This window comes from Lunatimonas sp., from assembly GCF_020832325.1.
Lineage (GTDB): Bacteria > Bacteroidota > Bacteroidia > Cytophagales > Cyclobacteriaceae > Lunatimonas.
Window position 1 is genome coordinate 81,479 of sequence record NZ_JAFIEU010000047.1, and the last position, 25,958, is coordinate 107,436.

The 25,958-nt window shown below is 48.7% G+C and carries 16 protein-coding genes; 3 read left to right on the forward strand and 13 right to left on the reverse strand.

What is annotated here, in order from left to right; genetic code table 11:
- Positions 1-53: 53 nt before the first annotated feature.
- The 11 genes from JJU34_RS18240 to JJU34_RS18290 form a co-directional block, all read right to left on the reverse strand.
- Positions 54-1,529, reverse strand: coding sequence for a sulfatase (locus JJU34_RS18240; RefSeq protein WP_228693853.1), 1,476 nt, complete (start codon positions 1,527-1,529; stop codon positions 54-56).
- A 158-nt stretch (positions 1,530-1,687) separates the two neighbouring features.
- Positions 1,688-4,609 (reverse strand): glycosyl hydrolase, encoded by a 2,922-nt coding sequence (locus tag JJU34_RS18245; protein WP_228693854.1) that lies wholly within the window; start codon positions 4,607-4,609, stop codon positions 1,688-1,690.
- A gap of 155 nt (positions 4,610-4,764) precedes the next feature.
- Positions 4,765-5,688, reverse strand: a complete 924-nt coding sequence (locus JJU34_RS18250; RefSeq protein ID WP_228693855.1) for a dihydrodipicolinate synthase family protein — start codon at positions 5,686-5,688, stop codon at positions 4,765-4,767.
- 295 nt (positions 5,689-5,983) lie between these two features.
- Positions 5,984-6,427, reverse strand: coding sequence for a hypothetical protein (locus JJU34_RS18255; RefSeq protein WP_228693856.1), 444 nt, complete (start codon positions 6,425-6,427; stop codon positions 5,984-5,986).
- A 328-nt stretch (positions 6,428-6,755) separates the two neighbouring features.
- Positions 6,756-8,012, reverse strand: a complete 1,257-nt coding sequence (locus JJU34_RS18260; protein WP_228693857.1) for a serpin family protein — start codon at positions 8,010-8,012, stop codon at positions 6,756-6,758.
- 138 nt (positions 8,013-8,150) lie between these two features.
- Complete coding sequence (locus tag JJU34_RS18265) at positions 8,151-8,990, reverse strand: alpha/beta hydrolase (RefSeq protein ID WP_228693858.1); 840 nt, start codon at positions 8,988-8,990, stop codon at positions 8,151-8,153.
- Between the two features lie 187 nt (positions 8,991-9,177).
- Entirely contained in the window at positions 9,178-10,284 is a 1,107-nt protein-coding gene (locus JJU34_RS18270; protein ID WP_228693859.1) for an NAD(P)/FAD-dependent oxidoreductase, read from the reverse strand.
- A 2-nt stretch (positions 10,285-10,286) separates the two neighbouring features.
- Positions 10,287-10,991: a methyltransferase domain-containing protein gene (locus tag JJU34_RS18275; RefSeq protein ID WP_228693860.1), complete on the reverse strand. Its 705-nt coding sequence runs from the start codon at positions 10,989-10,991 to the stop codon at positions 10,287-10,289.
- Positions 10,988-12,076 (reverse strand): type III polyketide synthase, encoded by a 1,089-nt coding sequence (locus JJU34_RS18280; protein WP_228693861.1) that lies wholly within the window; start codon positions 12,074-12,076, stop codon positions 10,988-10,990. Before JJU34_RS18280 ends, JJU34_RS18275 begins: the two co-directional genes overlap by 4 nt.
- On the reverse strand, positions 12,073-12,948 hold the full coding sequence (locus JJU34_RS18285; protein ID WP_228693862.1) for a UbiA family prenyltransferase: 876 nt from the start codon (positions 12,946-12,948) through the stop codon (positions 12,073-12,075). The genes JJU34_RS18280 and JJU34_RS18285 overlap by 4 nt, the downstream gene beginning before the upstream one ends.
- Positions 12,949-13,409: 461 nt before the next feature.
- Entirely contained in the window at positions 13,410-15,476 is a 2,067-nt protein-coding gene (locus tag JJU34_RS18290; protein ID WP_228693988.1) for an alpha-L-fucosidase, read from the reverse strand.
- Between the two features lie 243 nt (positions 15,477-15,719).
- On the opposite strand from JJU34_RS18290, the gene JJU34_RS18295 reads away from it, so the two are divergent.
- Both JJU34_RS18295 and JJU34_RS18300 read left to right on the forward strand, forming a co-directional pair.
- Positions 15,720-17,318, forward strand: a complete 1,599-nt coding sequence (locus JJU34_RS18295) for a sulfatase (RefSeq protein ID WP_228693863.1) — start codon at positions 15,720-15,722, stop codon at positions 17,316-17,318.
- Between the two features lie 101 nt (positions 17,319-17,419).
- Positions 17,420-21,235, forward strand: coding sequence for a PVC-type heme-binding CxxCH protein (locus tag JJU34_RS18300; protein WP_228693864.1), 3,816 nt, complete (start codon positions 17,420-17,422; stop codon positions 21,233-21,235).
- A gap of 100 nt (positions 21,236-21,335) precedes the next feature.
- On the opposite strand, the gene JJU34_RS18305 is transcribed toward JJU34_RS18300, so the two are convergent.
- Positions 21,336-23,351: an alpha-amylase family glycosyl hydrolase gene (locus JJU34_RS18305; RefSeq protein WP_228693865.1), complete on the reverse strand. Its 2,016-nt coding sequence runs from the start codon at positions 23,349-23,351 to the stop codon at positions 21,336-21,338.
- Positions 23,352-23,459: 108 nt separating this feature from the next.
- Positions 23,460-24,437 carry an endonuclease/exonuclease/phosphatase family protein gene (locus tag JJU34_RS18310; RefSeq protein WP_228693866.1) on the reverse strand — a complete coding sequence of 326 codons (978 nt, stop codon included), beginning with the start codon at positions 24,435-24,437 and terminating at the stop codon, positions 23,460-23,462.
- Between the two features lie 129 nt (positions 24,438-24,566).
- On the opposite strand from JJU34_RS18310, the gene JJU34_RS18315 reads away from it, so the two are divergent.
- The gene (locus JJU34_RS18315) at positions 24,567-25,958 is read left to right on the forward strand and encodes a hypothetical protein (RefSeq protein ID WP_228693867.1); all 1,392 of its coding nucleotides are present in this window, start codon (positions 24,567-24,569) and stop codon (positions 25,956-25,958) included.

The window sequence follows — 25,958 nt, forward strand, 5'->3', positions numbered from 1 at the left end:
CAATTTAACAAACGTTTTAGCGATCCCCTATAGATTGTTGCCAAAAGGAAAACTCAGGAAGCCCCTTTTGTCAAAGTTGGTATTTGAGGAGGAAGCGTCCCCTCGTTGTCATACGGTATGCTTCCGTGACTTCCCGGTTTCAAGTTCCACCGATCCAGGTACCATTGTGCAGGGTGAAACTCGTCCCCAATCTTACCCAGCAGCCGCCATAGCCTGCCATCCAGCCTATCTACTACCGCTGCATACTCGGGATCTGACACCAAGTTTTTCATTTGAAGCGGATCTTGGTTGTCATCAAACAATAACCAAGGACCGTCCAACGACCGCACATAGGTGTATTGCGAGGTTTTGACTGCCCTATATGCTCTTTCGTATTCGCCTCCCACTCCCCATGGAGAAGGATGCATATAAAGTACCGCATGGTCTTCCACCTCAATGTCGTCTGTAAGCACCTGAGACAGGTCATCTCCCTCGTAGGTATCGGGGACAGACAAACCCAGCAAGCCAAAGATGGTGGGGAAAATATCCGGCGTGGTGATGGGCGTTTCAACCACCCTACCGGATGTACCGTGCAGAGCGGGGTAACGAATCAGCATGGGTATCCTTGCAGACTCAGCCAAAGCCACTTGCTTGGCCTTAGGTCTCACGCCATGAGACCCGAGCATTTCTCCGTGATCAGAAGTAAACACAAAGAGGGTGTTGTCACTGATTCCCAGTTCCTCCAAAGTAGCGAGCAAGTCTCCGATGCTTTGATCCAAGGCCTCGCAATGGGCATAATAACCCTGAGCCTCCAGCTTTACTTCCTCTGCCATGGATTCCGGCACATTGGCGGGAAGAATAATTTGGTCCAAGGGATATCGCTCTTTGAATTCCTCCGGGGCGGTATGATGTGGAAAATGAGGTGTGCCGTAAGAAATGATCAAAGCAAACGGCTTATCCGACCCTTGCTGATCCTGGATATATTGCTGCGCATCCTTGGTCTGCGCAAAAACGTCGTATCCTTCCCAATGCAGCTTTTCATCCGATTCGCCCGCATAATAATGGGAATGGTTGTAGTTGTGGTCGCAATTTCCCACCTTCCAATAATCCAAAAACCCTTGACGCCTAGCCGGAGGAATAAAGGCATGCCTGCCATGACCATCCAAGTGCCACTTGCCTATATACGCCGTACTATATCCTCGGTCAGACAATACTTGGCCCAGACCGTATTCGGATTGGGGCAGGTGGGCGTCGTTCAAAAACATGCCCGTGGTCGTGGGATACCTACCCGTAATCAACGAGGCACGGTAGGGTGTACAAACCGGAATCACCGAAACGGCATTTCGGAAGTTGAAGCTCTCCGATGCCAATCTGTCCAAATGAGGCGTTTTTACATTTGGATCTCCCGCATAGCCAAGTGCCGATGCCCGCCACTGATCTGCCAAAATATACACGATGTTTGGGAGTTTCTCCTCAGGTTCCGGTGCGCAACCCATTGCAAAAAGCATCAGGAAAATACCTGTATATAAGAAAGATAAACGCTGTCGCATACGATAATTATTTTTTATGAATGTATAGTTACTGCCAGACCCAATATCTACACCAGAGGCTCAAAGGCGGAAACCTATGTAAAGGTACCACTCAACCAATGGGATACTAGTTACGTGACATCTGCGTATTATAGGCTTTGGTTTTGGTGTATTCATTCCTATTGGACAAACAACACCTGCGATTTTCCCAACAGACCTGCACGCAGCAAGGGGGTATTTTTGGTAAATCGAGGCTTGGCATTTGTCCGGGTAAAAGGAGTTTGCTCGGGGTTTCTCAAGTCCCCAACAATGCGGTTGTTCCAGGTATTTACCGCCTTTACCGTAAGGGTATTATCCCCTTCCCTGAGGTGGGGTGTGATGCGGGCTACGAAAGGTGGCAACCACACGATACCACAGTCAACACCATTTACAAACACCTGCGCCATCTCCTGAATGTCCTCAAACTGCACGTAGACCTCCATACCAGACTCCAACTGACTGCTTTCCAGTGTCAAATCCCGCGTATAAGTAGCCGTACCGGAATAGTACTTCGCTCCCTCCTCTTCCATTTCCGACCAGCTGATAAGCTTGTCTAACTTTGCTGCACTGGGGCCACCCATCGTACTGTCAAATGAAAGCGTCCAGTCCGTGGAAATATCGACTACCCTTGCAGGTTTAATATCGGATGAATTTCCGGAAAACCCAAACTGCAAGTCGTGGTGCAGCCTTTTATCGTTCTTGCCAGAGCTCATAGGCCGAAAAACGACAAAGCGAGAAGCAATGGGCTCCAGTACAAAGTCTATTTGTATCCCGTTGGCTACCTTGGTGTAGGCTACCTTCCGTTGAACCAGCCCTGACTCGGCATCCCAAATCTCCGGTTCCATGTCAGTGTCTACCCGAAAAACCAAGCTCACCCTCTCCTGCCGCTCACTGCTGTTGGAAATGAAGTAGATCTCCTCCGAATCGGTACGTCTGTGCACGAAATCTATATGCCTGTCCTTGTTGTCGACACCCTTCACCTCTACATCCGGCCCCACACCCAACTCCTTCAGGACTTCCTGTATGGATCTTCCCCAGTATACGGCTCCTTTTCCGTAGGTATGCGAAAAGACGGTTTTGCCATCACAATCTCCCCAGATCTTAGCTGCCAACTCCTTTATCTCCTGATCAACCGCAGGGTATCCTTTCAGGGACGTGGACCGCGTAGGCTTCCGTCCCAGCACCACGGCTCCTTCGGCTATCAACTGCTCCAATTTTTTCAGCACCGCAAGGGATATATCCTCCCTATCCGGCAACACCAACAGTCTGTAGGAGGATCCGTGAGGCAACATTAGTCTGCCATCCTGTGCTTCCAGCCTCGTGGTGATTACCTCTTCGTTTACGTAGTCGTACTCGTACCCAGGCAGCTCCCCTGTAATAATGGGTCTGTCCATACCACAATGCGGGCACTTGGTTTCATCGTAAAAATAGGAAGGAAAGAGTCCCGGCATATCCGGTGTATAGTTGGGATCCATGCGCTTGGGCGGTACCAGGTTGGGCGCATCGTCCCCGTAATAAAGCAGCACATCTGCCACAAAATTACCCTGCCGCAATAAGTAGGAAGCACGTGCGATATAGTCCATAAAAGGACGGGAGTATTCCCACCAAGTGGCGTTTACATTGATATGCTCGCCTGCATGGTAGACAAATCCTGGCTTCCCGGCGATCTCCGGATTATGGGAAAAGGTATGAAAAACCACCTGGTTTAACCCTTCACAAAAAGCCACATCCACCAACTGCTTAAAATCGGTGGGCCCATGCTGCCAATGATTCCACCCGGTGAGGGACTCGGAAGCCACAACCTGCTTCCCGTAGATGTGGGCCGCACTGGCAGCTTCCTTGGTGACCCAATGCCGCTGCCGGTTCCAAAATTCACCCATCGGCATGTGAGAGCTTCCCAGTGCCTTTAAGGGTTCCACCCGGGGGTGACCGCCATGGCCGGCTTCGGTGATCATTTGGATGCCGTGTTTATCGCCAATCTCCACCGCTTGGGCGTAGTGATTTTCAATCAACAGGTCACTTACCAAGCGCCTGTAATCTCCCTCAAACCGCTTCTGAATAGTGAGATCCTTTACCTGATATCCCTGTAAGATCGGCAGAAATGGAAGAGGATCGTAACCGTAGCGGTTTTCAAACTCCTTGATGAAAACAGGAGTCCAGTCCACCATCTCCCACACCTCATAGCTGTCTAAAAAGATAAATTTCAATTGCTTCTCGGCCGTACTGATTTGATCCAATCGGGAGATCATCTCACCAAGATGCCGGTCCGTTGCTTGTTGGCTCAAATGATCAATGATCAAACCCGATGAATTTGGGCTGGGCACCACCAAGGGCTGCATCGTATTGCAGGTGAAAAAGGATAGGACTTTCCATTGCCCCTCGGGCACCTCCCAGTCCAAGACATTTCCGGCAGTAACCTTGTCCTTCAAGTCAATGATATCTGTAGGTTCATAGGACTTGTCTTGTGTTTGGGGAATAGCCAATACCGTGATTAATTCACAATGCTCGGCCATTCCCCTGGGTGATTCAGGATTTTGCAATGTTCGCTGAATACGAGCTGGACCTTCCGTCAACAAGTTGCTGTGTAGCAATTCCTTGCTTCCGTCTTCCAGCGGCGTCCAATCTCCTCCGGAATTCCAGCTACTTGCTGCACTGATCCCCAAATCCAGCCCCAACTCGTGACTGGTATCCAAGGCCAGGGACAGGTAGCGAAGCGATTCAGTACCTAAAAAGGACGGCCCGGCGGGAATCATGCCGTCCGGATTGATCAACGCACCCAGATCCCAGACAATGGCCCCCCGCATCCCCTTTTCCTTCATCTGTTCCAGCTCATATACCAACTTCACGGTATCTATGTACCCGTTCATCCAAGTCCAAAGGGCCATGGGACGGTTTTCGGTTGAAGGGTTCAAAAACTCCTCCTCTGAGAGCATTGAAGCTAGTTCGTGGTCATTTTTGGCCGGGCTGCATGCGGCTAAGTATAGAAAAAATAGCCCTAAGACTACAGCAAAAAACTGAGTTGCTGACGGCATGATTCTACAAAAGGGTACATTTCTTCCCATACAAAGGTTTGAAGCAAACTGTATTTTACTAGGACTGGTAAAGGTAGCCCGAACGCCGTCCTTATGCTTCCATCATGTTAACGAAAAAGTGTAGTATTTTAACCCAATTGAACGAGACGCAAACAACCCACTGCGCGGCACTCGAAGTACCTGCTTTACCGGGTCACTCTCACTTTCTTCAGGAGGTTCTCCAAATCAATAACCCGTTGGACCAACGTATCCGTCGTCTTTTGGTGTTGGGCATCAAAAGGAATCGAAGCATGTCGGACCAGGTCGGAAGGATAGATTCCTTGTCGAAACAGCAGCCGCTTAAAAAAATGAATGGAAACCTCCAGGTGCTGATTGGAAAAGGCCAACACGGGCAGAATTTCATAGAAAAGCGTCTCGGCTTCGGTTCTGTTGCCCTGCATCCAACGATTGTATATCTCGGTATAGATCCAGTTCATACCGGTAGGCATAAAGGCATGCACTCCCCGCTCCAGGCCATCTATCAGTTGGGTTACTGCCCAGCCTCCACTCACATGCAGCCGCCCCTCCGTAAGGGCTAGCATACGAGAATACTTGTAGCCAGCCATGACCGTTTCGATCTTGAGACACCTAAACGCCGGCACCGTTTCAAACAAGGTACAAATAAGGTCTTCCGGCAACCCAAAGCCGGAGGCATCCCAATCCTGCAACATGATCATATCCACATCGAACTCCACCAAGCTGTAAAAATCTGCCTTAAACTGCTCCTCATTTTGATAAGGTATCTGGAAAAGCACCTGTCTGCAACCAAGATCCATGTAGGATTTTAGTAGCAATTTACTCCTAGCAAGATCGTTTTCGGCTGCGCCGGCAATGACAGGAACCTGCTGATTTACCTCCTCCAGCACGGTTTGGACCATACTTAAACGTTCTTGATGGGAAAGTCTATGTACCTCCGCAGCCATGGCAGGTACCAAAAAACCGGCTACACCAGCCTGCAATGCCTCCCGTACATTTTTCCTTACAGCGGTATAATCAATCATTCCCACTGGGGTAAAGGGAGTGTTAAGCACGGTCACGATGCCGAAAAGCGGGTAACAGGTTTTGTTCATATTACCGGAAATCAAATTTAATGTCACTTAGCAATATTTCTAGGTGATTTTTTCATCTCTCCTAGCAAAATAAATGTTTTGTAAATGATATTGCAAATCCCCTATTTTACCAGTTAGAGTATTATAGGAGATGCTAACAGGTTTGAAACCAACTTTGAAAATAGAATGGAATATTTAGGTTAAAACAAAAAACATCACCCTCGCGGGGTAGTTAGATTCGAATCAGATCAACCAATGTAAAACAAAAAAGTCCATATGGAAATACCACATGGACTTATCACGGATAATCGACTTATTAATTAATAGATCTGAGCCAATTGAGAGGGAAACGATCTTCTTGCCCAATATCTTTTTTGAGCGATATTACTTCCCTCACGGCGACTTCGTTCCAGCGAATATCCAAGTATTTTCTAACGACATCGTCATCTCCCCGAAGAACATTCAAAGAGTAAGTACCCGGCATAAGGCGATTGAAATCTACCAGCACATGTTTTTGGCCTGTGTTTTTTACTTTAAAGGTATACACCAACCGATCAATCTCATCCCTTACCCGTATAGTAACCTCCTTATCCATGGGAAGTGAGCGAACATCCAGCTTTGCATATTTGCCCTCCTTCTCAGCAGGAAGCAAAAGCATATCTTCAGGATTGGCGGTACTTGCATGTGCAACGGTAGAAAAGGCGAAAATCATCAGTAGTGCAACAAATAAGGAAGCGAACTTTTCAAATAACGTTTTCATGATTCAAAGCAGTTAGGTAGTTAAACATAGTTGGTTATAGTAAAAAATACGAAAACAGAAGCATTATTGTTTCATTAGAATGTATTTAAAATTAAAAATTTGTTATACATTTTTAATGTAAGTATTACTTACTAAGATCAGAAAACCTTTTGCACGATCGTACAGGCATCCAGGCACAACGTGGTTCAGATCTCCACGGTTCATCGATCATCCCCACTATAGTCCTAAAATACACAGACAACCCTAAAATAAAATTGGTGTTCCAGCCTGTGGTTGATAACAAAACCTACGAACCCATGCATCGCAAGCACACCAGTTCGGCAACCTCTTAGAGCGGATTTTCCAACTTGCCCATAAAGAGTATGGCACCACTGTGCTTCTCCTGGATAAAAAACACGAAAGGCTTATCCAAAACCAATGTCGGCGGTGTACTGGGTGGTAAATTGACGCGTTCAATAACTTCTACAATGGTAGCTGCTGCGGCCTCGGTTCCTTTCTCGTCTACTTCAATCAGCGCCTCATGGATCACCCTACTGATTTTGAGCTGCTCGGTCGGGTTGGAAAAAAGCTTGGTGAAGTTATCCGGATGAAAACCAAATGGCTGCACCAAACCCAAGGCCATCAGATCATCTGCCATATTGGGGATTTTGTGGCTGAATTTGAATTTCGGCATTTTCAGGATCAAATTACCTTCCCTAGCCTGTTCCCTCCACTGTAGTAGGTTTTCCATGGTAAGTTTCTCCGCCAACGCCTCTGTGTTTCCATTCTCGCCGTAAAGAATACCCATCGTGAATTGCCCGGAACTGTAGGGAATCTCGATATAGCCATAGTCCGCTGTATTGAAAACTTTAAAGGCGGCCGGCTCACCCAAATCCATCATATCTACCACCACTTCCTGACCTGCCTTGGGAAAGAATTTTTCTTTTTTTGTATTCGCTCTGGGGAAGTTATAGGTCCAGTCTCCTTTAAAATAAATCGCGTTTACCAAATACATGACCGCATTGGCAGGAATATGATCTAGCATGTCCTTAATCAGATTATTTGTCTGCTTCGCAATCCAATTATTGATGATATTGACAGAGTTCGGGTTAAGCATATCTAAGGAAGCGATTTCCGCTTTGTAGTATTCCTGCGCTGTCTGCCTTAGCGGAGGCTGGACTTGGTACCCTTCCCGATACCAGATCGCATTGGCAATCGCGAGCTTGACTTTTGGATCCAATTGCAAAAGAAAAGCCGTTAGGTCCCTAGCCGCCTGATTGGCTTCCTCCAAGGTAAGATGCTCTACTTCCAACAAATTTTGAAATTGCTCCAAAACTGCGCCTTCGTTTCCGTTCATGGTCATAGAAAGTGCCTGATGTATGCTATAAGGACTAATAAACAGGTTTTTACCTGCATTGTCTTTGATAATTTGTTCGAAAAGCTTCAGCGCAAACCTGGTATTTGCATCAGACAATTGCTGTTCCTTTATCGCTAGCTCCCTGATATTGGCAGTAACAGGACCGACCAGCATATCTTCTTTCGGAACACAGGAAAATAGGCTATTACTAATAATTGCAATCAAAAGAAAAACGATGTAGCTCTTCATAGTCATTTCAGTTAACGTGGAGGGCACTTCAAATGGATCCTACAAGGTTGCAGCGGAATGCCACCATATTGTTGGATTGAAGCAGTACTACAGTTAGGACGGAATCTTTGTTAAAAACGCTACAAGGACCACAAAAATTTATTCGATCGCCACAATGGGCTCTGCTCCCAAATAGCCGATGGACTGCAAAAAACGGTCGCTTTCCAAGACGGTCTGTGTATAGTAGTCAAAGTTCCGGTAGTTGAAAAACCCATGGTCCGCACCCTCGTATAAAAACAATTCACATCGGCTGCCCACCCGCTCCATCACTTTCTGATAATACCGGGCAGTTTCCACCGGAATAAGTCGGTCATTCGTCCCTAGAAACATCACTGCGGGAGGTGCCCCCGACCTGATATTATGAAGCGGAGAAAAATCCGGAAAAGCTTCTCCGATCCGCTCGTACCCATAACCTCCAGGTCCATTGTCTATGACCGGATTAAAAAGTACCAACGCATTCGGTCTACAGCTAATTTCCCTATCATCCGTATCCTCCTGATAGGCATCTACCATTGCTGCCGCAGCGGCCAATTGACCGCCAGCCGATCCACCCGCTGCAACCAATCGGGCGGTATCGATTCCCCATTCTTCTGCATGGGCCCTAATGTACCGAATGGCTGATTTTGCATCCTTCAGGGACTCAAAAGGCGTCGTCTGCTGCCTAGAGCTTACCCTGTAGTCGGCCAGAAAACAAGTTATCCCGCGTTTTGAAAAATACTTGGCATGCGGCTCGAACTGATCGATGCTACCACTGGTCCATCCCCCACCGAAAAAAAATACCATCGCAGGTTTTTTTTCACTTCCCTCAGTCTGCACCGATTGATACACTTTTAGATACAGAGAAGTCGTGTCGACCTGCTTGTAAAGGATCTCCTGCTGGGAATATGCAGTGTTCCAACAAATGGTCACAAGCCCAACCAAATAAATTATTTTTTGCATAAAAAGGGGATTATTCCAGCCTAGAATTCTTTCCAATGGAATAAACGACGTAACTCCTTGGAACCGTTAACTGGTTTCAGCGGTCAATATCGTCAAAATCTCTCTACTAAAAAATCGTCATTGCAGACGAATGCCATCGCGGGTAAATACTCAGACTGCATGGGAACTCATGCGTTCTGCATTGATGCTAATTTTTGGCAGAAATATCATCTCCCACTGCGGACATCGCCAGGTGGCGCCCTACCGCCGGAATGAGACGCAAGGCACCAAACAGCAGGGCATCGCTGAAAACGTTTTGACGAAGAAGAAGCTTTTGCAAAAAAACACCTTTGCGAATTCTGCTACGAAGGTACAGATTTACGTACTCGCCCTGAGCACGGTACAGTGATTCCCGGCTTCGTTTCCCCAACCAAGCTTCGGCCAATATCGGCGCTAGCTGTGCTCCGGAACGTAACGCCAGACTCATACCATTTCCGGTGATCGGGGGAATAAACCCGGATGCATCCCCCAATAACAATTGATCTTGGTATACACCTCCATAGGTGGAAAAGTGAAACTGAGACGTTGTCACCCGATCACCCAACAACTTCACTTCGGAGAAACGCTCCTTTAAATGGGGGTTTTGAAACAAATGCATCCGCTCAAAGTCGTCCAAGTTGCCACCAAGAGCTTTTAATGGGGCCGCATTGGCTAGGTAACAAAGACAGTACTTTTCTCCCTCCACTTTGGAAAACCCACAATACCCACCACGGAACACATGCATTTCAATGGTGTCAGATGGCGCAGCACTTGATACGTGATATTTGACGCCGACAAATGCTCCAGAACCCGTAGGTATCCGTATTCCGCTCAGTCGATTGCTTCTGCCATAGGCAGCTATCACAAACGAAGCCTGTACGGCTCCCGACCGAAGCGTATGCACCACATTCCCTTCAATCGCACGAACGGTTGTCCCAAATCGTATGTCTACTCCCTTCTCTTGAGCAATCTGGGCCAAACGATGGTCCATCGTCCATCGACTTAGGCCGAAACCTCCTCGGGGAAGGGATAGGCGGGCTTGCCTTCCTCCCATTGAGGTAAGTACTAGTGTGTCAATATGTGGAAGTGACTGCGTTTCCACTCCAAGCCAATTGAGGTAAGATTCAGATTCCCGAGAAATATATTCTCCACACACCTTTTGCCTAGGAAACTGATCTTTTTCCAAAACTATCACTGGAACCCCCAGTCTAGCCAGCTCGATGGATAGGCTTAAACCAGCCAAACCTGCCCCTACAATGACCACCGGTTGCTTCATAACTATTGATTTTTTGGAATTACCAACAAATGCCGAAACGCCCAGCACCAGCTAAGGGAATAGGTCGAAATACCTGCAGACCGAAGGTAATCCTGCCACTCAGATCTGGAAAACCCTCGAAGCACCGAAAGCGGGGCATCGTGGCGGGTAAAATGAGAGCGCGAAAACCACCTCGTGAGTAAACGAATGCTGTGAAAAGCAAAGGGATGGCGATGCAAGTCATTGATCACTACCCCCACTCGGGCATGCCGAAGGGCGCCCTGCAAAAATTCTACCACCGCCGAATCATCTAGGTGATGGCAAAACAAACTAGCCGAAACGATGTCTGTGCCATTTTCTTCTGCGAATACATGCCGGTAGTCTGAAATATTCCACGCAACCTTTGACTGTACATCAGGAAAAGCCTCCAAGGCGAAGGCCTGTGCCTCGGGCTGAATATCCACCGCGGTAAACTCCACGGGAAACTCCCCAAATCGCCTGCTGAGGTAGTCAAACAAATCTCCGGCCCCCGACCCGATATCGGTAACATGCACCCGGCTGAGTCCTACAAGTCGAACGAGCTGGCTAACACCCTTGAAGGTAACCGATGCACCCCCCAAATACCGGTTGATCAGAACGATTTCTCTCAGGTTGGTATGAAAATCCTCCTTGCTCAGATAGGGAGCATCCATCAGTTCTTTTTCGTAAGAGCGGTGCTGGAAATTCATAAGCGCGAAAATAAACCACTCTCCACAGTGAGCCCTGGGCCAAAAGCTGCCGCGTAAATCGGCCCCTGTTTCGCGGGTCCGTATAAGATACGTTCCAGTACAAAAAGGATTGTGGCGGATGACATGTTGCCATGTTCACGCATTACATCGAAGGATTTCTGAAGATCGGATACCTCACAGCCGATGGCGTCAGCAAATGCCATCAATATGTTTTTTCCCCCCGGATGAATGGCAAAACCAACGATATCATCGGGCGTCAACCCGCACTTGATCAGTAACTGCCGATAGGCTTCCCGCATGTGGGAGCCGATGTATTTCGGTACTGCGCTGCTTAGGATCATCTCAAAGCCCCTACTACCGATATGCCAACCCATGGCATCCTCTCCGTCTGAAATCAGAGTAGATGCGAACGCGTTCAAGTGTAACTGAGAACCTTGATCCCTAGATCCTCTTTCTATCAGCGCTGCTGCGGCACCATCTGAGAATAGTACCGTAGACAACAGGTTGTCGTGTTCTTCACTATTTCGAAAATGCAATGAACAGAGCTCCACACTAACAATCAATACCTTGCTACTGGGATTGGCTCGGCATATATAATCCGCTTGCTTCAAGGCATGAAAAACTGCATAACAGCCCATGAAGTTGATTGCGCTTCGTTCTGACGATGCCGATAGGTGAAGTGCTCGGTATAGGGCAATTTCAAGACCTGGCGCCTGAACCCCCGTACAACTAACGGCAATAAGATGGGTGATCTGTTCGGGAACTACCCCTCTTCGTTTTAAGCACGTAGTAGCAGCGGCGGTTCCAAGTTCGGTAGCCAAAGGCAAAAAATGGCCTAGGCGCTGGGCAGTGTCGGGGTCCTGGTAACCGGCACCATTCCACCGATAAAGCACGCCATTTCCATTAGAGGAAAAGTCATTGATAGCCATATGCTTGACGGCTATTCCTGCATCTTTGGCGATAAACTGCAACTTTCGACGAGCAGCCGGAGAGTCGTGCGTTTGGCCCGCCCAAGCGACAAAATCACTCAGCGGATACCGGTTTTCCGGGATTGCCGTACCGATGGCGGTTATAGCGCTACTCATTGGCTCCATTTTTGGATGATTAATAGGGTGGTAAAAAAAACATTCAATGTAATGGTTGAAATGACATTCATCCGCATCGTGTTATCGTAATTTGCAGCTCTCAGATCGCGGCTAATCAGCCTCATCCAATATAAGAAGAAAAAGACGGTCGGAGTGGTAACCAAAAGAAAAAGCAACCCAACAAAGCTCGTTTCCCATCGTAAAAGAAAAATAAACGCAGTAAACAGTGCGAACAAGGATGCGGAAAATAGCAGTGTTCCTTTTTCCCCCAGCCTCATACTCAACGTGTTTACTCCATCCAGTCTATCTTGTTCATGCTGGTATATTTGCGTGATAGGGTAGCCCGCACCTATCATCACCGTTGCTGCCAGCGCACCCAAAAACGTATCGGTTCCAAGCTCGAAAAAGCTTTGCTGTGACGCTACCATGCTCGTGATAAAATAAATAAGCCCACCTTGGAGAGATGCAACCAACGCAAAGCCTCCAAGGGGAAATCTCTTGATACGAATACCCCGGTAGCTATATGCGCGAGAAGCTAGAATATAGCTTCCGAGAAGCAGGAATACCTCCAATCCAAAAAACCATGCACTACTAACAAGTGCCAGGCTGTCCAAAAAAATGGTTACACCCGAGAGTGTAGTAGGAATTGGGGGGGGATGTTTCAATCCGCCAATGCTGCCCGTGTCTCGATCTTGAATACTATTATACGCATTGCTAGACGGGTAAACCAGCAAATGAAGTAACACAAACAGGATGGCCGTTTTCCAATGAAAAGGGTCTGCAGCTCGAGACATTGCAAATAGAAAAACAGGCAGCAGAAAAACTGAAAAGTGAAAACGAAGGTGTTGGATGCTGTATTGTATGGTCTTCATAGATGTGGAAGGCAGTGTATTGGTAAAGTACGAGTCTCACAAGATACTTTAAAGTGCAAGACTTCCCATACCAAGGACTGTACAAACCTACAACCTTCCCGCGTTTGAATAGTTTATCGCTATTTTTCTAGCTTCCAGTAGTTGACCTTCTGTCCTACCATTCTAATTTAGTGTCTGCAAAACTAACGGTCAAAACTAGGGTTGGAACAAGTTTCACTTTCAGATGCCGTTTGAAATCACTCTAAATTACGGTAATTCTTGACAATGCTATCTTAAGTTTCCCGATCTCGGTTTTAACCACGAATTGGAAAATATAATAAATCCAAGTCCTAGTTAACGAAATCATCGAACCGAGAACCAAATAAAGACAATGAACGTCCTAATGCGGAAGAACGTCTCAAGTTATTTTTTGGGGTCCAGGATGTCAAGGTCAACCAACCCCTAATCGGTAAGATTCTATTCTATTTAACCGTAATCACACCGACCTCCGCAAAGCTTGCCGGATTTCCATCAAGCGTTTCAGTAGCTGAAAACCTGAAAAACCTCGCATCGGTGGGACTAAAGGAAACTCGCTGCAAGATGGGACTGTTGGCGATGTTCCCGAACTCCCCTTCAGCTACCTGTTGCCAAGAAACCCCATCCCGACTGACTTCAAACACAAAGGTTTTGATCACACCGGACATGTATCGGTTTTGTACCGGCATATACGTGAATCCGCTAAGGGGATAGGTACTTCCCATATCCACCATCAACCGATTCGAATCGGCTGTGTAGTTTGTCCGATCGTTTTCGTCAATTGCCTGGATGGCATTTTCACTGCCTCCCACCACCTTCCAATTTGCTTTGGGGATGTCCAGTGCAAACACCGCTACCTCGCTGGATTGCCCACTCTGAGGATCTAAGCTGACTACCCGCAGTTCACTTGGCTCTGATACCATAATGGGCTCTTGATACTTAAGGCTTTCGGCGGTGGGCTGACTTCCGTCCAGGGTATAGTAAATCACTACCTCGTCGTCAGGTGAGGAAAAACTCACAAGACCCGATTTTTCACGCTGCATTACGGGTTCAATCAACAGCTTGGGTGCGTCAAAAAGGGCAAGGTTTGAAATCGTAGGGCTGGCCTTGGCATCCAACACGGTAAAACGTAACGCTTTGGTTTTTACCGAGGGCAATCTTAAAATACGCTTATACCCCACCGTGGTACCCCGCGCTACTTCTTGCCATTCGCCATCCACCTGCGCCTCCAGCACAAAGGCCTTCACCCGCTGGCCCAAAGGAATATACTCTTGTGCCATAAAGCGGTTGAAACTGATCTCTTCCTTAAACTCCAACGTGAGGGATCCAGAGACCTCCCCGTCAGGTGTGGACCAAAAAGTATCAGATTTCCCATCGATGGCTTTGCTTCCCGAATAGGATCTACCCCGATCAACCGACGTACTCACCAAGACCTGCTTACCGACGAGGTTATTGGCAAAGTCCTCGTTGATTTTAGCGGTTAATTTCTGAAGCTGCGCCACATCGTTTTCGTGGATCAGCCCTCGCTTATCCACCGGAAAATTCAACAACAAGGAGGCATTGCGGCCAATACTGTTGTAGTAGATATCCAAAAGCTGTGGCAGGGTTTTGACTTTGTGGTCCTCGTATTCGTGGTAATACCATCCCGGCCGGATGGATACATCTGCTTCTGCCGGTACCCAGTGGGTGCCATTCTCCTGTCCTGGGGAATACATTTCGGAATACTCCGGCATCCCGCCGTAAACCGAATCCCGCATTAGATTGGACCAGGTAGTCTCGTAGGCAAAACCGTGTTCGTTGCCCACCCAGCGGACATCCGGTCCTGCATCTCCAAAAATCACGGCGTTTGGCTGCAGCTCGCGAATAATTTTAAAAGTGTTTTCCCAGTCGTAATAGGACTTCTTGTCAACCCTTCTCTCCTCATTGGCGCCGCCATAGTAGCCTGTGCCGCCATTTGCTCCGTCAAACCATACTTCAAATACCTCTCCATAGTTGGTCAGCAATTCCCGAAGCTGCTCCCGAAAAACGTCTATATATGCGGCCGTGCCATAATGCTCGTTATTCCGGTCCCAAGGAGACAGGTACACGCCAAACTTTAGGCCGGCTGCCCTGCAGGCCTCGGCAATCTCTTGGATGATATCACCCTTCCCTCCTTTGTAGGGAGAAGCCTTAATAGAATGCTCAGTGGTAGTGGTGGGCCAAAGACAGAACCCATCGTGGTGTTTTGCGGTGATGATGATACCTTTCATCCCCGCATCTTTAACCACACGTGCCCATTGCCCGGCATCAAACTCGGTAGGATTAAACAGGGACGGGTCCTCTGCACCGGTACCCCACTCCATGTTCGTAAATGTATTCATGTTAAAATGCACAAACCCGTAATATTCCAGGTCCTGCCAAGCCAGTTGCCGTTCGGAAGGTATGGGATACACGGGTTCAGGAGCCGGTTGCCTATCACTATTGCAGGAACTAAGTTGAAGGGCTAATAATGCAATCAAAGGTATGCGATACATGTTCATTTCATCCGTTAGGTTAACCGGGCTATAGTCTTAAAAGACGAATAGGCTGCATATCAAGTGCCTGCCAATCTTCTAAGGGATAACAACAGCCCTTTTTTTAAGGAAGTGAGGATTTGATAAACCAAATATAGGACTTGGAGTCCATTCTTAATGAAAAAATTACTTTTAAATATTTATTTGAATAGTCATTGGGATTGAATATTTTAGACAGTTACAAAAACAAGCAAAATCTTTTCCATGAAGGCATCTCGTTATTTCTCTACAGCTGGCCTAACCCAGCTTGCTTTACATTCCTCCATTTTTCTGGCAATTGGTACGCTCTCGCTTTTTGGATGCGGGAAAGAGGAAGCATCCAAGCAGCCTCCCAAGCAACCCAATATCCTCTTTATTTTCACAGATGACCACGCTTTTCAGGCATTGAGTGCCTACCAGGACCGATTGGCCGAATTGGCCCCTACCCCCAACTTGGACCGCATAGCCCAACGAGGCATTCGGTTTGACAAATGCTACGTTACAAACTCCATCTGCGCACCCTCCCGTGCATCCATCCTAACCGGCGCACACAGCCATGTAAACGGACACCGTACCAACGCGGATACCTTTGACGGAACACAACCTACTTTTCCCAAGCTATTACGGCAAGAAGGATACGCCACAGCGCTTATCGGAAAGTGGCACCTTCGATCCGAACCCACGGGGTTTGACCACTGGGAAATCCTACCGGATCAGGGCCATTACTACAACCCGACATTTATCGTTCCGGGGGATACGCTCATCGAAGAAGGTTATGTTACAGACATCATTACCGACAAATCCCTAGCCTGGCTAAAGCAACAAGAAAAATCGGGGAAACCCTTTATGCTGATGCTACAGCACAAAGCACCTCACCGGGAATGGGAAAAAGGGCCCGACCATTTAAGCCTTTACGAAGATGTGGTCTTCCCCGAGCCTCCCAACCTGTTCGACGATTACAGGACTAGGGGTACTGCCGCGAAAGAGCAGGATATGACCATTTCCGAAACCATGCAATTGGCGTCGGACCTAAAAATCTGGACCGCAGAAACCATTGGATCCGGCCCGTACCGTCGCACCTACGGACGCATGAACCCTGAACAACGAGCCGCCTGGGATGCTGTGTACAACCCCATCATCGAGGAGTTTCAGCAGGCAAACCTACAAGGTGATGACCTCGTAAGATGGAAATACCAGCGGTATATGCGTGACTACCTCGCCGTCATTCGCTCCGTAGACGACAACGTAGGGAGGGTATTAGACTACCTAGAGCAGTCCGGTTTGGATGAAAATACGCTGATTGTGTATGCCTCGGATCAGGGGTTTTACCTTGGAGAACATGGTTGGTTTGACAAACGGTTTATGTACGAAGAATCCTTCCGAACCCCATTGCTGATGAGCTGGAAAGGAAAAATCACGCCAGGAACGGTCAATAAAGATCTGGTGTCCAACTTGGACTTCGCCCAAACCTTTCTAGAGGTAGCAGGAGTAGACGCACCGGATGTCATGCAAGGAAGAAGCTTGGTGCCCGTAATGTTAGGAAACACTCCAGCGGATTGGCGAAGTTACCTATACTACCATTACTACGAATTCCCCGGCGTACACAGCGTGCAGAAGCATGAGGGCGTCACCTCCCAGCGGTATAAGTTGATGCATTTCTACGAACTCGACGAATGGGAGTTTTATGACTTGGAAACGGACCCCCTAGAAATGAATAACCTATATGGCCAGGTGGAATATACAGAGCTCGTGGCATCGATGAAGGATCGCCTCAAGCGAATCAAGATCCAATACGGCGTCCTTACACCAAAAAGTAATTACTGATACCGCCTATTCAACCGATGTTTTCACGACCCGCTATCGCCTTCACTTTACAAAAATCACCAACAAACGTCCATCAAAATCCAATAAACCCAAAATTCACCATGAATTCATTTTTTGCAACACTTTGTATCTGCGCTGTTTTCTTTGCCTGTGGCAGACAGGCAGGATCCGAAGCGGAGTCTCGATCTGACACTTCCCAACTTATTCTCCGCCTGGACGACACCGGCGATAGGTTGCAGGTATTTCGTAGCAACGAATCAGATCCACTGGTAACCCAGGTCGCTTTGGAAGATTTCCGTCCCTACCTCCACCCCATGGTATCGCCGGACGGAAAGAGTGAACTGACGGAGTTCAGTCCCGGACACCATAAACACCAAACCGGAATCTATTGGGGATTTACCAGGGTGAATGGAAGAGATTACTTCCACAATCCCCAGGGTGATTACTGGCGACGTGTCGCATTAAACCCCATCGAACGGGAAGGGGAAGCCGTATCTTGGCAGACCGTATACGAGCTATTGGACGAAGGTGGAGCACCGGTAATGCGAGAGACCCAAACCTGGACCATGCGGGAGGAAAACGGGGAGTATCTGATGGATCTGGAATGGAAAGGAGAGGCAATAGCAACCACCACCCTCGGCAAATACGACTATGGGGGATTGTTTATCCGAATGCCCTGGAAAGAGGGTATTGACGGGGAGGTCATCAATGCAGCGAGGCAACGTAATGAGCGCGCAGAAGGACAGCCCGCGATGTGGGTAAAGGTAGGCATGAAGCTAGAGGGCCGAGAAGACTATGCCCAGATCGCGGTATTTGACCACCCCAGTAACAAGGGATACCCTCAGCGATGGCGGGTAGATGGCCAACTGGGTATAGGGCCCTCCTATACCCGCACAGATGATTGGCTGATTCCCGCGGGCGAAAGTTTGACGCTAAAACACCGCCTGTTGGTATTTACGGGGGAGAAAAGCGACATGGAAATCGGAGAGTCCTGGTCGGCATTTTCGGGCAAATCAGGTATGTACAGCACCACCGAGCTTTGGGAAATTGCGCAGGCAGAGGGCCGAGCGGCAAAATTTCTGAACCCCGAAGAAGCCGTTGCAGAAATGAGCCTGAAAAAGGGCTATGTAGCAAACGTCTACGCCGCAGAACCAATGATCACCCAACCCATGGCCTTTTGCTGGGACGATAAGGGCAGGCTATGGGTGGCGGAAAACCGGGATTACGAGTCGAGAGGCCATGGATTTTCCAATGCAGGAGATAGCCGCATTCTGATATTGGAAGACACCAATGGGGATGGGCAGGCAGATTCCCGAAAGGTATTTATGGAAGGCATTGCCTTTCCTGCGGCTATTGCGGTGGGGTTTGACGGCCTTTACCTAGGCGCACCACCTAACCTGCTCTTTGTGCCTGATAAAGATGGCGATGACCAAGCAGACCTAGAGGATATTGAAATCCTGCTGACTGGCTGGGGCATTCGGGATAGACACGAGACGCTTAACAGTCTGCATTGGGGCCCCGACGGCTGGCTATACGGACTGCAGGGATTTGCCACTCCCTCGAAGATCCGCAAGCCGAATGGTAATACGAAACTATACTATCACAAGGACCCCTTTCCCGAAGACCTGTTGGAAGCAGACGGAGTGGATATCAACGGCGGGGTATGGAGGTACCACCCCACGAAGGATGTATTTGAAGTGGTCGCGCACGGGTTCAGCAATCCTTGGGGCATCGATTACGACACCAAAGGGAATCTTTTCATCACAGCCTGCGTGATACCCCATCTGTGGCATGTGATTCAAGGGGGCATTTACCATAGGCAGGGAGGGCAGCATTTTAACCCCTACGTATACGAGGACATACAGACAATCGCCGACCACCGCCACCGTTCCGCCCACGGGGGTGCCCGTATTTATCAGTCGGATGCCTTTCCGGAGGAAGACCGGGGTCGTATTTTCATGGCCAATATTCACGAGCATGCAGTCCTTTCAGACATCCTGGTTCCCAACGGGTCCGGATTTATCGGGCAAGACGGTGATGACTTGTTAGCCGCAAATAACGCACAATGGGTTGGGTTCAGTCTGGAGATCGGACCTGAAGGAGGCATGTATGTATTGGACTGGCACGATGCCGATATTTGCGGACAAGAGGTCCTGCTGGGCGAAACGGGCAGAATTTTTCGGATCATGCCGGAAAAGCCTGCCTCTACCAACTGGGACAAGCGGTACTCCGACCTCAACCTGCTTTCGGACTCCGAGTTAGTTAAGCTGCAATCCAGTCCCAGCGATTGGCATACGCGACGTGCGCGCGGCATCCTACAAAAACGTGCATCTCAGGGAAAACTAGATCCGAAAACGCGGATAGTGTTGAAGGAACTGTTCGAAAAATCAACGGAGCCGGATCACCGCCTAAAGGCCATGTGGTCGCTTCACCTAATCGGTGGGTTTGCCGATAAAGACCTCATCAGCGCATTAAGCGACAAGGATGCTCATATACGTAGCTGGGCCATCCAGTTACTTTGTGAGGACAAAAACCCACCAAAAGCCGCCTTGGAGGTATTCAAGCGTTTGGCAAAATCGGATCCTTCTCCAGTAGTTCGCCTGTACCTGGCCCAAAGCCTACAGCGAATCCCAGTGGCTGCCCAATGGGATATCGCAGCCGAACTCATCCGGCACCACGAGGACGAAAAGGACCACAACCTGCCTAAGATGATTTGGTATGGTACGGCCCATTTGATCGAAGAGGATGCTGACCGATTTCTCGCATTGGCTGCCCAATCCGAGCTTTCGATGGTCACTAGGTTTATGGCCAGGCGCACGGTAGATGCCGACCTGACCGATAAGCTAGTGGCTGCCATGGACAAAAACCCGAAACACCGGGTTTGGATGCTGGAGGGCATGCTGTCAGGTATAGAAGGCCGAACCGATCTGGTCATGCCCAAAAAGTGGCCCGACCTGGCCCGAAAGCTACAGGATGACGAAAAATCCCGAGAAATGGCGGCGTATATTTCCGAGCTCTTTGGAGATGCCGAAGCCACCCAGCGTGCATTGGCCACCTTGGAAAATCCCAACGCAGCAGCGGGAAACCGGATACAATCCCTAAAATCCCTTACCGCACAACAAAATCCTGCACTGGCAAACCGGTTGGTTAGGCTGTATGCAGACGCGACACTGCGGCAAGAAGTTATACGATCCATGGCCGCCTTTGACCAGGAGGCATTTGGCAGGCACCTGATCCGGGAATATCCCCAAATGGATTCCGATGAAAAAGCCCTGGCCCTTCAGACGCTTTCATCCAGGCCACGGTACGGAAACATGCTCCTGCGGGAAATCCAATCCGGCCGGGTCGCCAAACGGGAAATACCTGCTACCGTGGCCAGGCAAATGCTCAGGGTGGTAGGCAGCGGCTTTATCGAAGTATGGGGTCCCATAGAGGAGGTACCCTACGACGAAGCCGCCTATGCCAAGTACCGCAACATACTGACGGCAGAGGCCTTGGGGCAAGCTGACCTGAAAACAGGGAAGACGCTTTTTCAAGAAAGCTGTGGGGCCTGCCACAAAATGTTTGGGCAGGGAGGTGAACTGGGACCTGACCTCACCGGATCCAACCGTACCGATGTGAATTACATTTTACTAAATGTGCTGGAGCCCTCTGCGGAAATCCAGGATGCCTATAAGATGGTAGTCATCACCACCAGGGATGGAAGGACCTACACGGGCAACGTGATTGGGGAAAACCAGCGTCAACTGACCCTGCGAGTAGTGGGTCAAGACCCTGTGATCATCAACAAATCCAGCATTCAGTCCAAGGAAACGACCGAAGTATCCATGATGCCCTCCGGTCTCTTTGAAAACCTTTCCCAACAGGAAGTGGTAGACTTAGTCGCCTACTTGCAGACTCAAAAAGTCATCGAATAAACCATTGTAAACCCCGACAGGGGTGGCACGAAACTCTCCAAAATTGAGGTCATGGCTACCTATTACTCAGAACAGGTAGCCATGCGCATTGCCCTCTGCCTCATCCATCTACCCGAGACAATATCAAGACCGTTCGGTTTGTCAGGTATACGCTCACCCGCTGATTTTGATCGGTGTAGTAATCCAGTTTCTCATCGATTCGGTGAAACCCACCGAATTTCTTGTTATCGGAGTTTAGAAGCAGCCGGTATTTGCCCATCGTGGGGGCCCTGAATTGATAGTCGAAGATCGAGCGACTGGTATTGAAGTTAAAAACAAAAAGCAGCTCGGCTCGCTGAAACACAATGACCTTATTTCCCGGATCCAGATGGATCTGTTCTGCAAAGGGAGCCAACAACACCTTATGCCGCTTGATCAACTGCACCATGGCGCGGTCCCATTTTAATAAATACTGGTATTTCAGGGATTCATCTTCTGCCAAACTCCACTGACGACGGGCGTACTGATAACTCCAATCGTTTCCTTCCCTCGGAAAATCTATCCATTCCGGATGCCCAAACTCATTACCCATAAAGTTTAAATAACCCTCACCGCCCAAGGCAATGGTAAACATGCGGAATAGCTTGTGGTAAGCAATGCCCCTATCCACTACCAAGTGACTATCGTCTACACCCATGTGAAAGTACATCTCCTTATCCATCAGCCAAAAAGCGATGGATTTGTCACCGACCAAGGCCTGATCGTGCGATTCGGCGTAGGCGATGGTTTTCTCCTTATACCTTCGGTCACTCAGGGCCTTCCAAAACTCAAACATATCCCATTCCTCATCCCGTTGTTCCTTGAGGATGCGGATAAAGAAATCGGGAATACCCATTGCCATGCGATAGTCAAATCCAATACCGCCCTCCAGGGGTTCACGGCAAAGCCCTGGCATACCACTAACTTCCTCAGCAATGGAAATGGCATCGGGATTCAGTTCATGGATCAGGCGGTTTGCCAGTTGCATGTAAATGATCGCATCCCAGTCCACATCCTTTAAAAAATAATTGTCGTAATGGCCAAAGGTAATTAACCCATGATGGAAGTACAGCATGGAGGTGACCCCATCAAATCGGAACCCGTCAAAGTGAAACTCCTCCATCCAATAGCGTATATTGGAAAGAAGGAAGCGCTTCACTTCATACTTTCCGTAATCGAACAACTTGGAATCCCAAACCTCGTGATACCCTCTAGGACCCGGATGAAAGTACTGATGATCGGATCCATCAAACTCGTTCAAACCTTCTGCCACATTTTGAACCGCGTGGGAGTGCACAATGTCCATGACCACAGCGAGCCCTAGTTCATGGGCCTTATTCACCAAGTATTTCAGATCCTCCGGCGTACCAAAACGGGAGGAAGGAGCATAGAAATTGGACACGTGATAACCGAATGACCCGTAATAGGGGTGTTCCATTACGGCCATCAGCTGCACCACGGTGTAGCCGTTTGCCTTTACTTTTGGAAGAATCTTGTCCGCAAACTCCCTGTAAGTTCCCACCCCCTCTTTTTCCTGCCCCATGCCCACATGGCTTTCGTAAATCAACGGCCCTGTAAAGGATTTCTTAGCAGAAAAGTTGACATCAGTCCATACAAAGTCTTTTTCGGGAAACCATAGCTGCCCGGCGAAATCCTTGGAGTCTTCGTCCTGAACCACCCGTTTGATATAGGCAGGAATCCGGTCTATCGCCCCCTTTTCGGAGACTACGTGCACCTTCACAAGCCCCCCGTGCACAAAGGTCTCTTCATAGTGATCCCTAGGCAGAAAAATCTCCCAACTCCCCCATTCCTTTCGTTGCAAAGGGTGGCTTTCCCTATTCCACCCGTTGAAATCACCAATTAAAAACAGTGCCTGAGCTTTTGGTGCCCATTCGCGGTAATACCAACCGTCCCGCTCCTCATCAAAATTAATTCCAAAGAAGGTATATCCTTGGGCAAATTCCGTTAAGCTTCCCTCTGCAAGTTCAATTTCCAACAGCGCCCGTTGAAACCGGACATAACGCTGTAGTATCTCCTCCTTGTAGGATACCAACCAAGGATCTTCCTTTATTATGGCTAAATAATTGTCGTCTTTCACAAAAGTTACTTTTTGAAGTACAAAATAGCTTCTTAAATTACCTACAAACCACTCAAGTGCAGTTTCTCGTAGTCTACACCTCCTAAAATAGGCAATCTTTCACGAAATCTAGCACTTGGTAGAAAACTCCGCCCAAAGAGGTAAATGGTCAGAGATTCTCCAAGATAATTGAAAAGGTGTCAAATTCCTGTTTTTCAAGACGTGGGGGCCAAAATTAAACACCCCTCCTCTCAGGTACTTGATCGATAGTTGCGGGATATTTTGCTGATCGTGAAACCAGGCTATCTGGGTATAGTAACTGGTTCGGTGGTCATACACAGTTCTACCCACCTCGGTTAGGTCATCTGGTACCCGTAATCCCGTAGATACAAAGGCTTGGTAGCGGGGGTCTCCCCTTCTGTCTATGTTAAAATCCCCCAATACAATCAGGCTTTGATCAAATGAATGCATGTTCATTGCCCAGCGCCTCAGCCATTGGGCGATTCCTTCCAGTTCACCGGTCCTGTCAGAGGCACGTTTTCCGTAAATTACGTGCAGGGTCACCAACACGAAGGTCTTATCTTCTACTTTGAACCCGACGGCGTAAGGAGTACGGGCAAATTGCCGGGAAAAAGCCCCATCCTGTATGCGCTCTATTTTTTCGTTTGGCACCACCAGTTCACAGGCCAGGCCGGACAATTTGACTTTGCGGGAATCAAACAGAAAACCCAGCCGCTCGTCGTTTCCCTCATTTCCCCCACTTACATCCGTCAGAATAAAACTCCAGTGTGGACCCAAGACCTTTAGCATGTGACGAAAAGCCTTTAGGTTGCCTTTGATCTCCTGTACGGCAATGATATCAAATCGAGAGATGATCTTCGCAATGCAAAGTAGTGAGTGTAAATCCCTTTTGGGGGAATCCTGATCCCTGGCCTCCCACCTCTCTGTCAGGCCCCCGAACGCGCGTATATTCCAAGTAGCAATGAGCACGTTGTGATCGAGTTTCTTAAACGGCAACAACTCGTCCAGCAGGCCTTCCAATTCCTCAAGTTCCCGCTCAATATCAGGCGGCGGGGCTGTTTTTATTTTTGGAACATGATGTGGCATAGGTTTGAATAAAGATAAAAATAGTAAGGAAATATAGGCATTTGGCGTGAATTCTAAAAGTCAAATGTCGACTATTTACCATGAATTCGTTATCTTAAGCAACTTGAATGACCTCCATCCACTTATTCTATGAACACACGTTCCATTTATCTTTCCAAACTTTGTCTAACTGCTGGTATTGGTATCATTTTCGTTTTTAGTCTATTCTCGACCCACGCCCAACAGCCTACAAATCCCTCCAGCGTTCGGGTAGGTGTATTTGACGTGGATGCGACTCCACCTGTAGGCAGCCTACTGGCCTATGATACCATGGCAGGAGCATGGGACTTGGGGCTCCGAGCAAAGGGGATTGTGATCCTTGGCCAAGGGGACCCGATAGTGCTTTGCGCCGTAGACTGGATAGGCATTGCCAATGAAAGCCACGACCTCTTCCGGGAAAAGCTGGCAAAAGCCGCAGGAACCAGTTCCGAGCGTGTAACCGTCCACGCGGTGCATCAGCACGATGCCCCCCGATCCGATTTTGGAGCGGAAAAACTCCTGCTGGATGCGGGGTTTGATCCGGGCAACTTTGAAGGAACCTACCAACGGGAACTTCTGGAAAGGCTTTCACTTGAAGTATCCAAAGCTGCAGCACGGAGCGTAGCAGTAACCCATGTGGGGTTTGGAGAAGCAGAAGTCCATCAGGTAGCCAGCAATCGGAGGGTGCTGGGCGAGGATGGCATGGTTCAGTTTGTCCGGTATTCAGCCACCAAAGATCCGACAGCCATCGCAGCCCCAGAAGGAACCATCGACCCCAAGGTGGCAGTGCTGAGTTTTTGGCAAGAGGACAATCCGATCGCAGTGCTCAGCTACTACGCCGTCCATCCGCAAAGTTATTACCGAACCGGAATCGCCAATCCCGATTTCCCGGGATTAGCACGTTTTATACGTCAAGCGGAGGTTCCTTCGGCTTTGCATATCCATTTTACAGGTGCAGCGGGCAATGTCACCGCTGGAAAGTACAATGACGGATCGCCGGAAAACCGACTGGCTCTCGCGCAGCGTCTGGCAGATGGCATGCAACGGGCTTACGAAAAAACCGAAAAATCACGCCTGTACCCAAACAGTATCCGGTGGATCACCGAGTCCGTAAGATTGGCCCCCAATAGCGAAATACGCCTCAAGCTGGAAAACCCTGAAAACAACGCAGTTTGGCTGGCAGAAAATGCCTCCAAATTAGCCTGGTTAAACAGGTACAAAGCAGGCCACCGCACGCTATTAAGCTGCTTAGCGATCAACGATATCCGAATCCTCCACATGCCTGCGGAGTTGTTTGTTGAATACCAGCTGGCTGCCATACAGATGCAGCCAACCCGGAAAGTGACCATGGCAGCCTATGCCGACTATGGACTGGGATACATCGGCACTGCGGAAAGCTACAGTCAGGGCGGCTATGAAGTGCGGGTCAGTCCATTTGATGAACATGCGGAGAAGGTATTGATGACCGCCATCCGACACATGCTGAATGAAGCGGAAAACTAA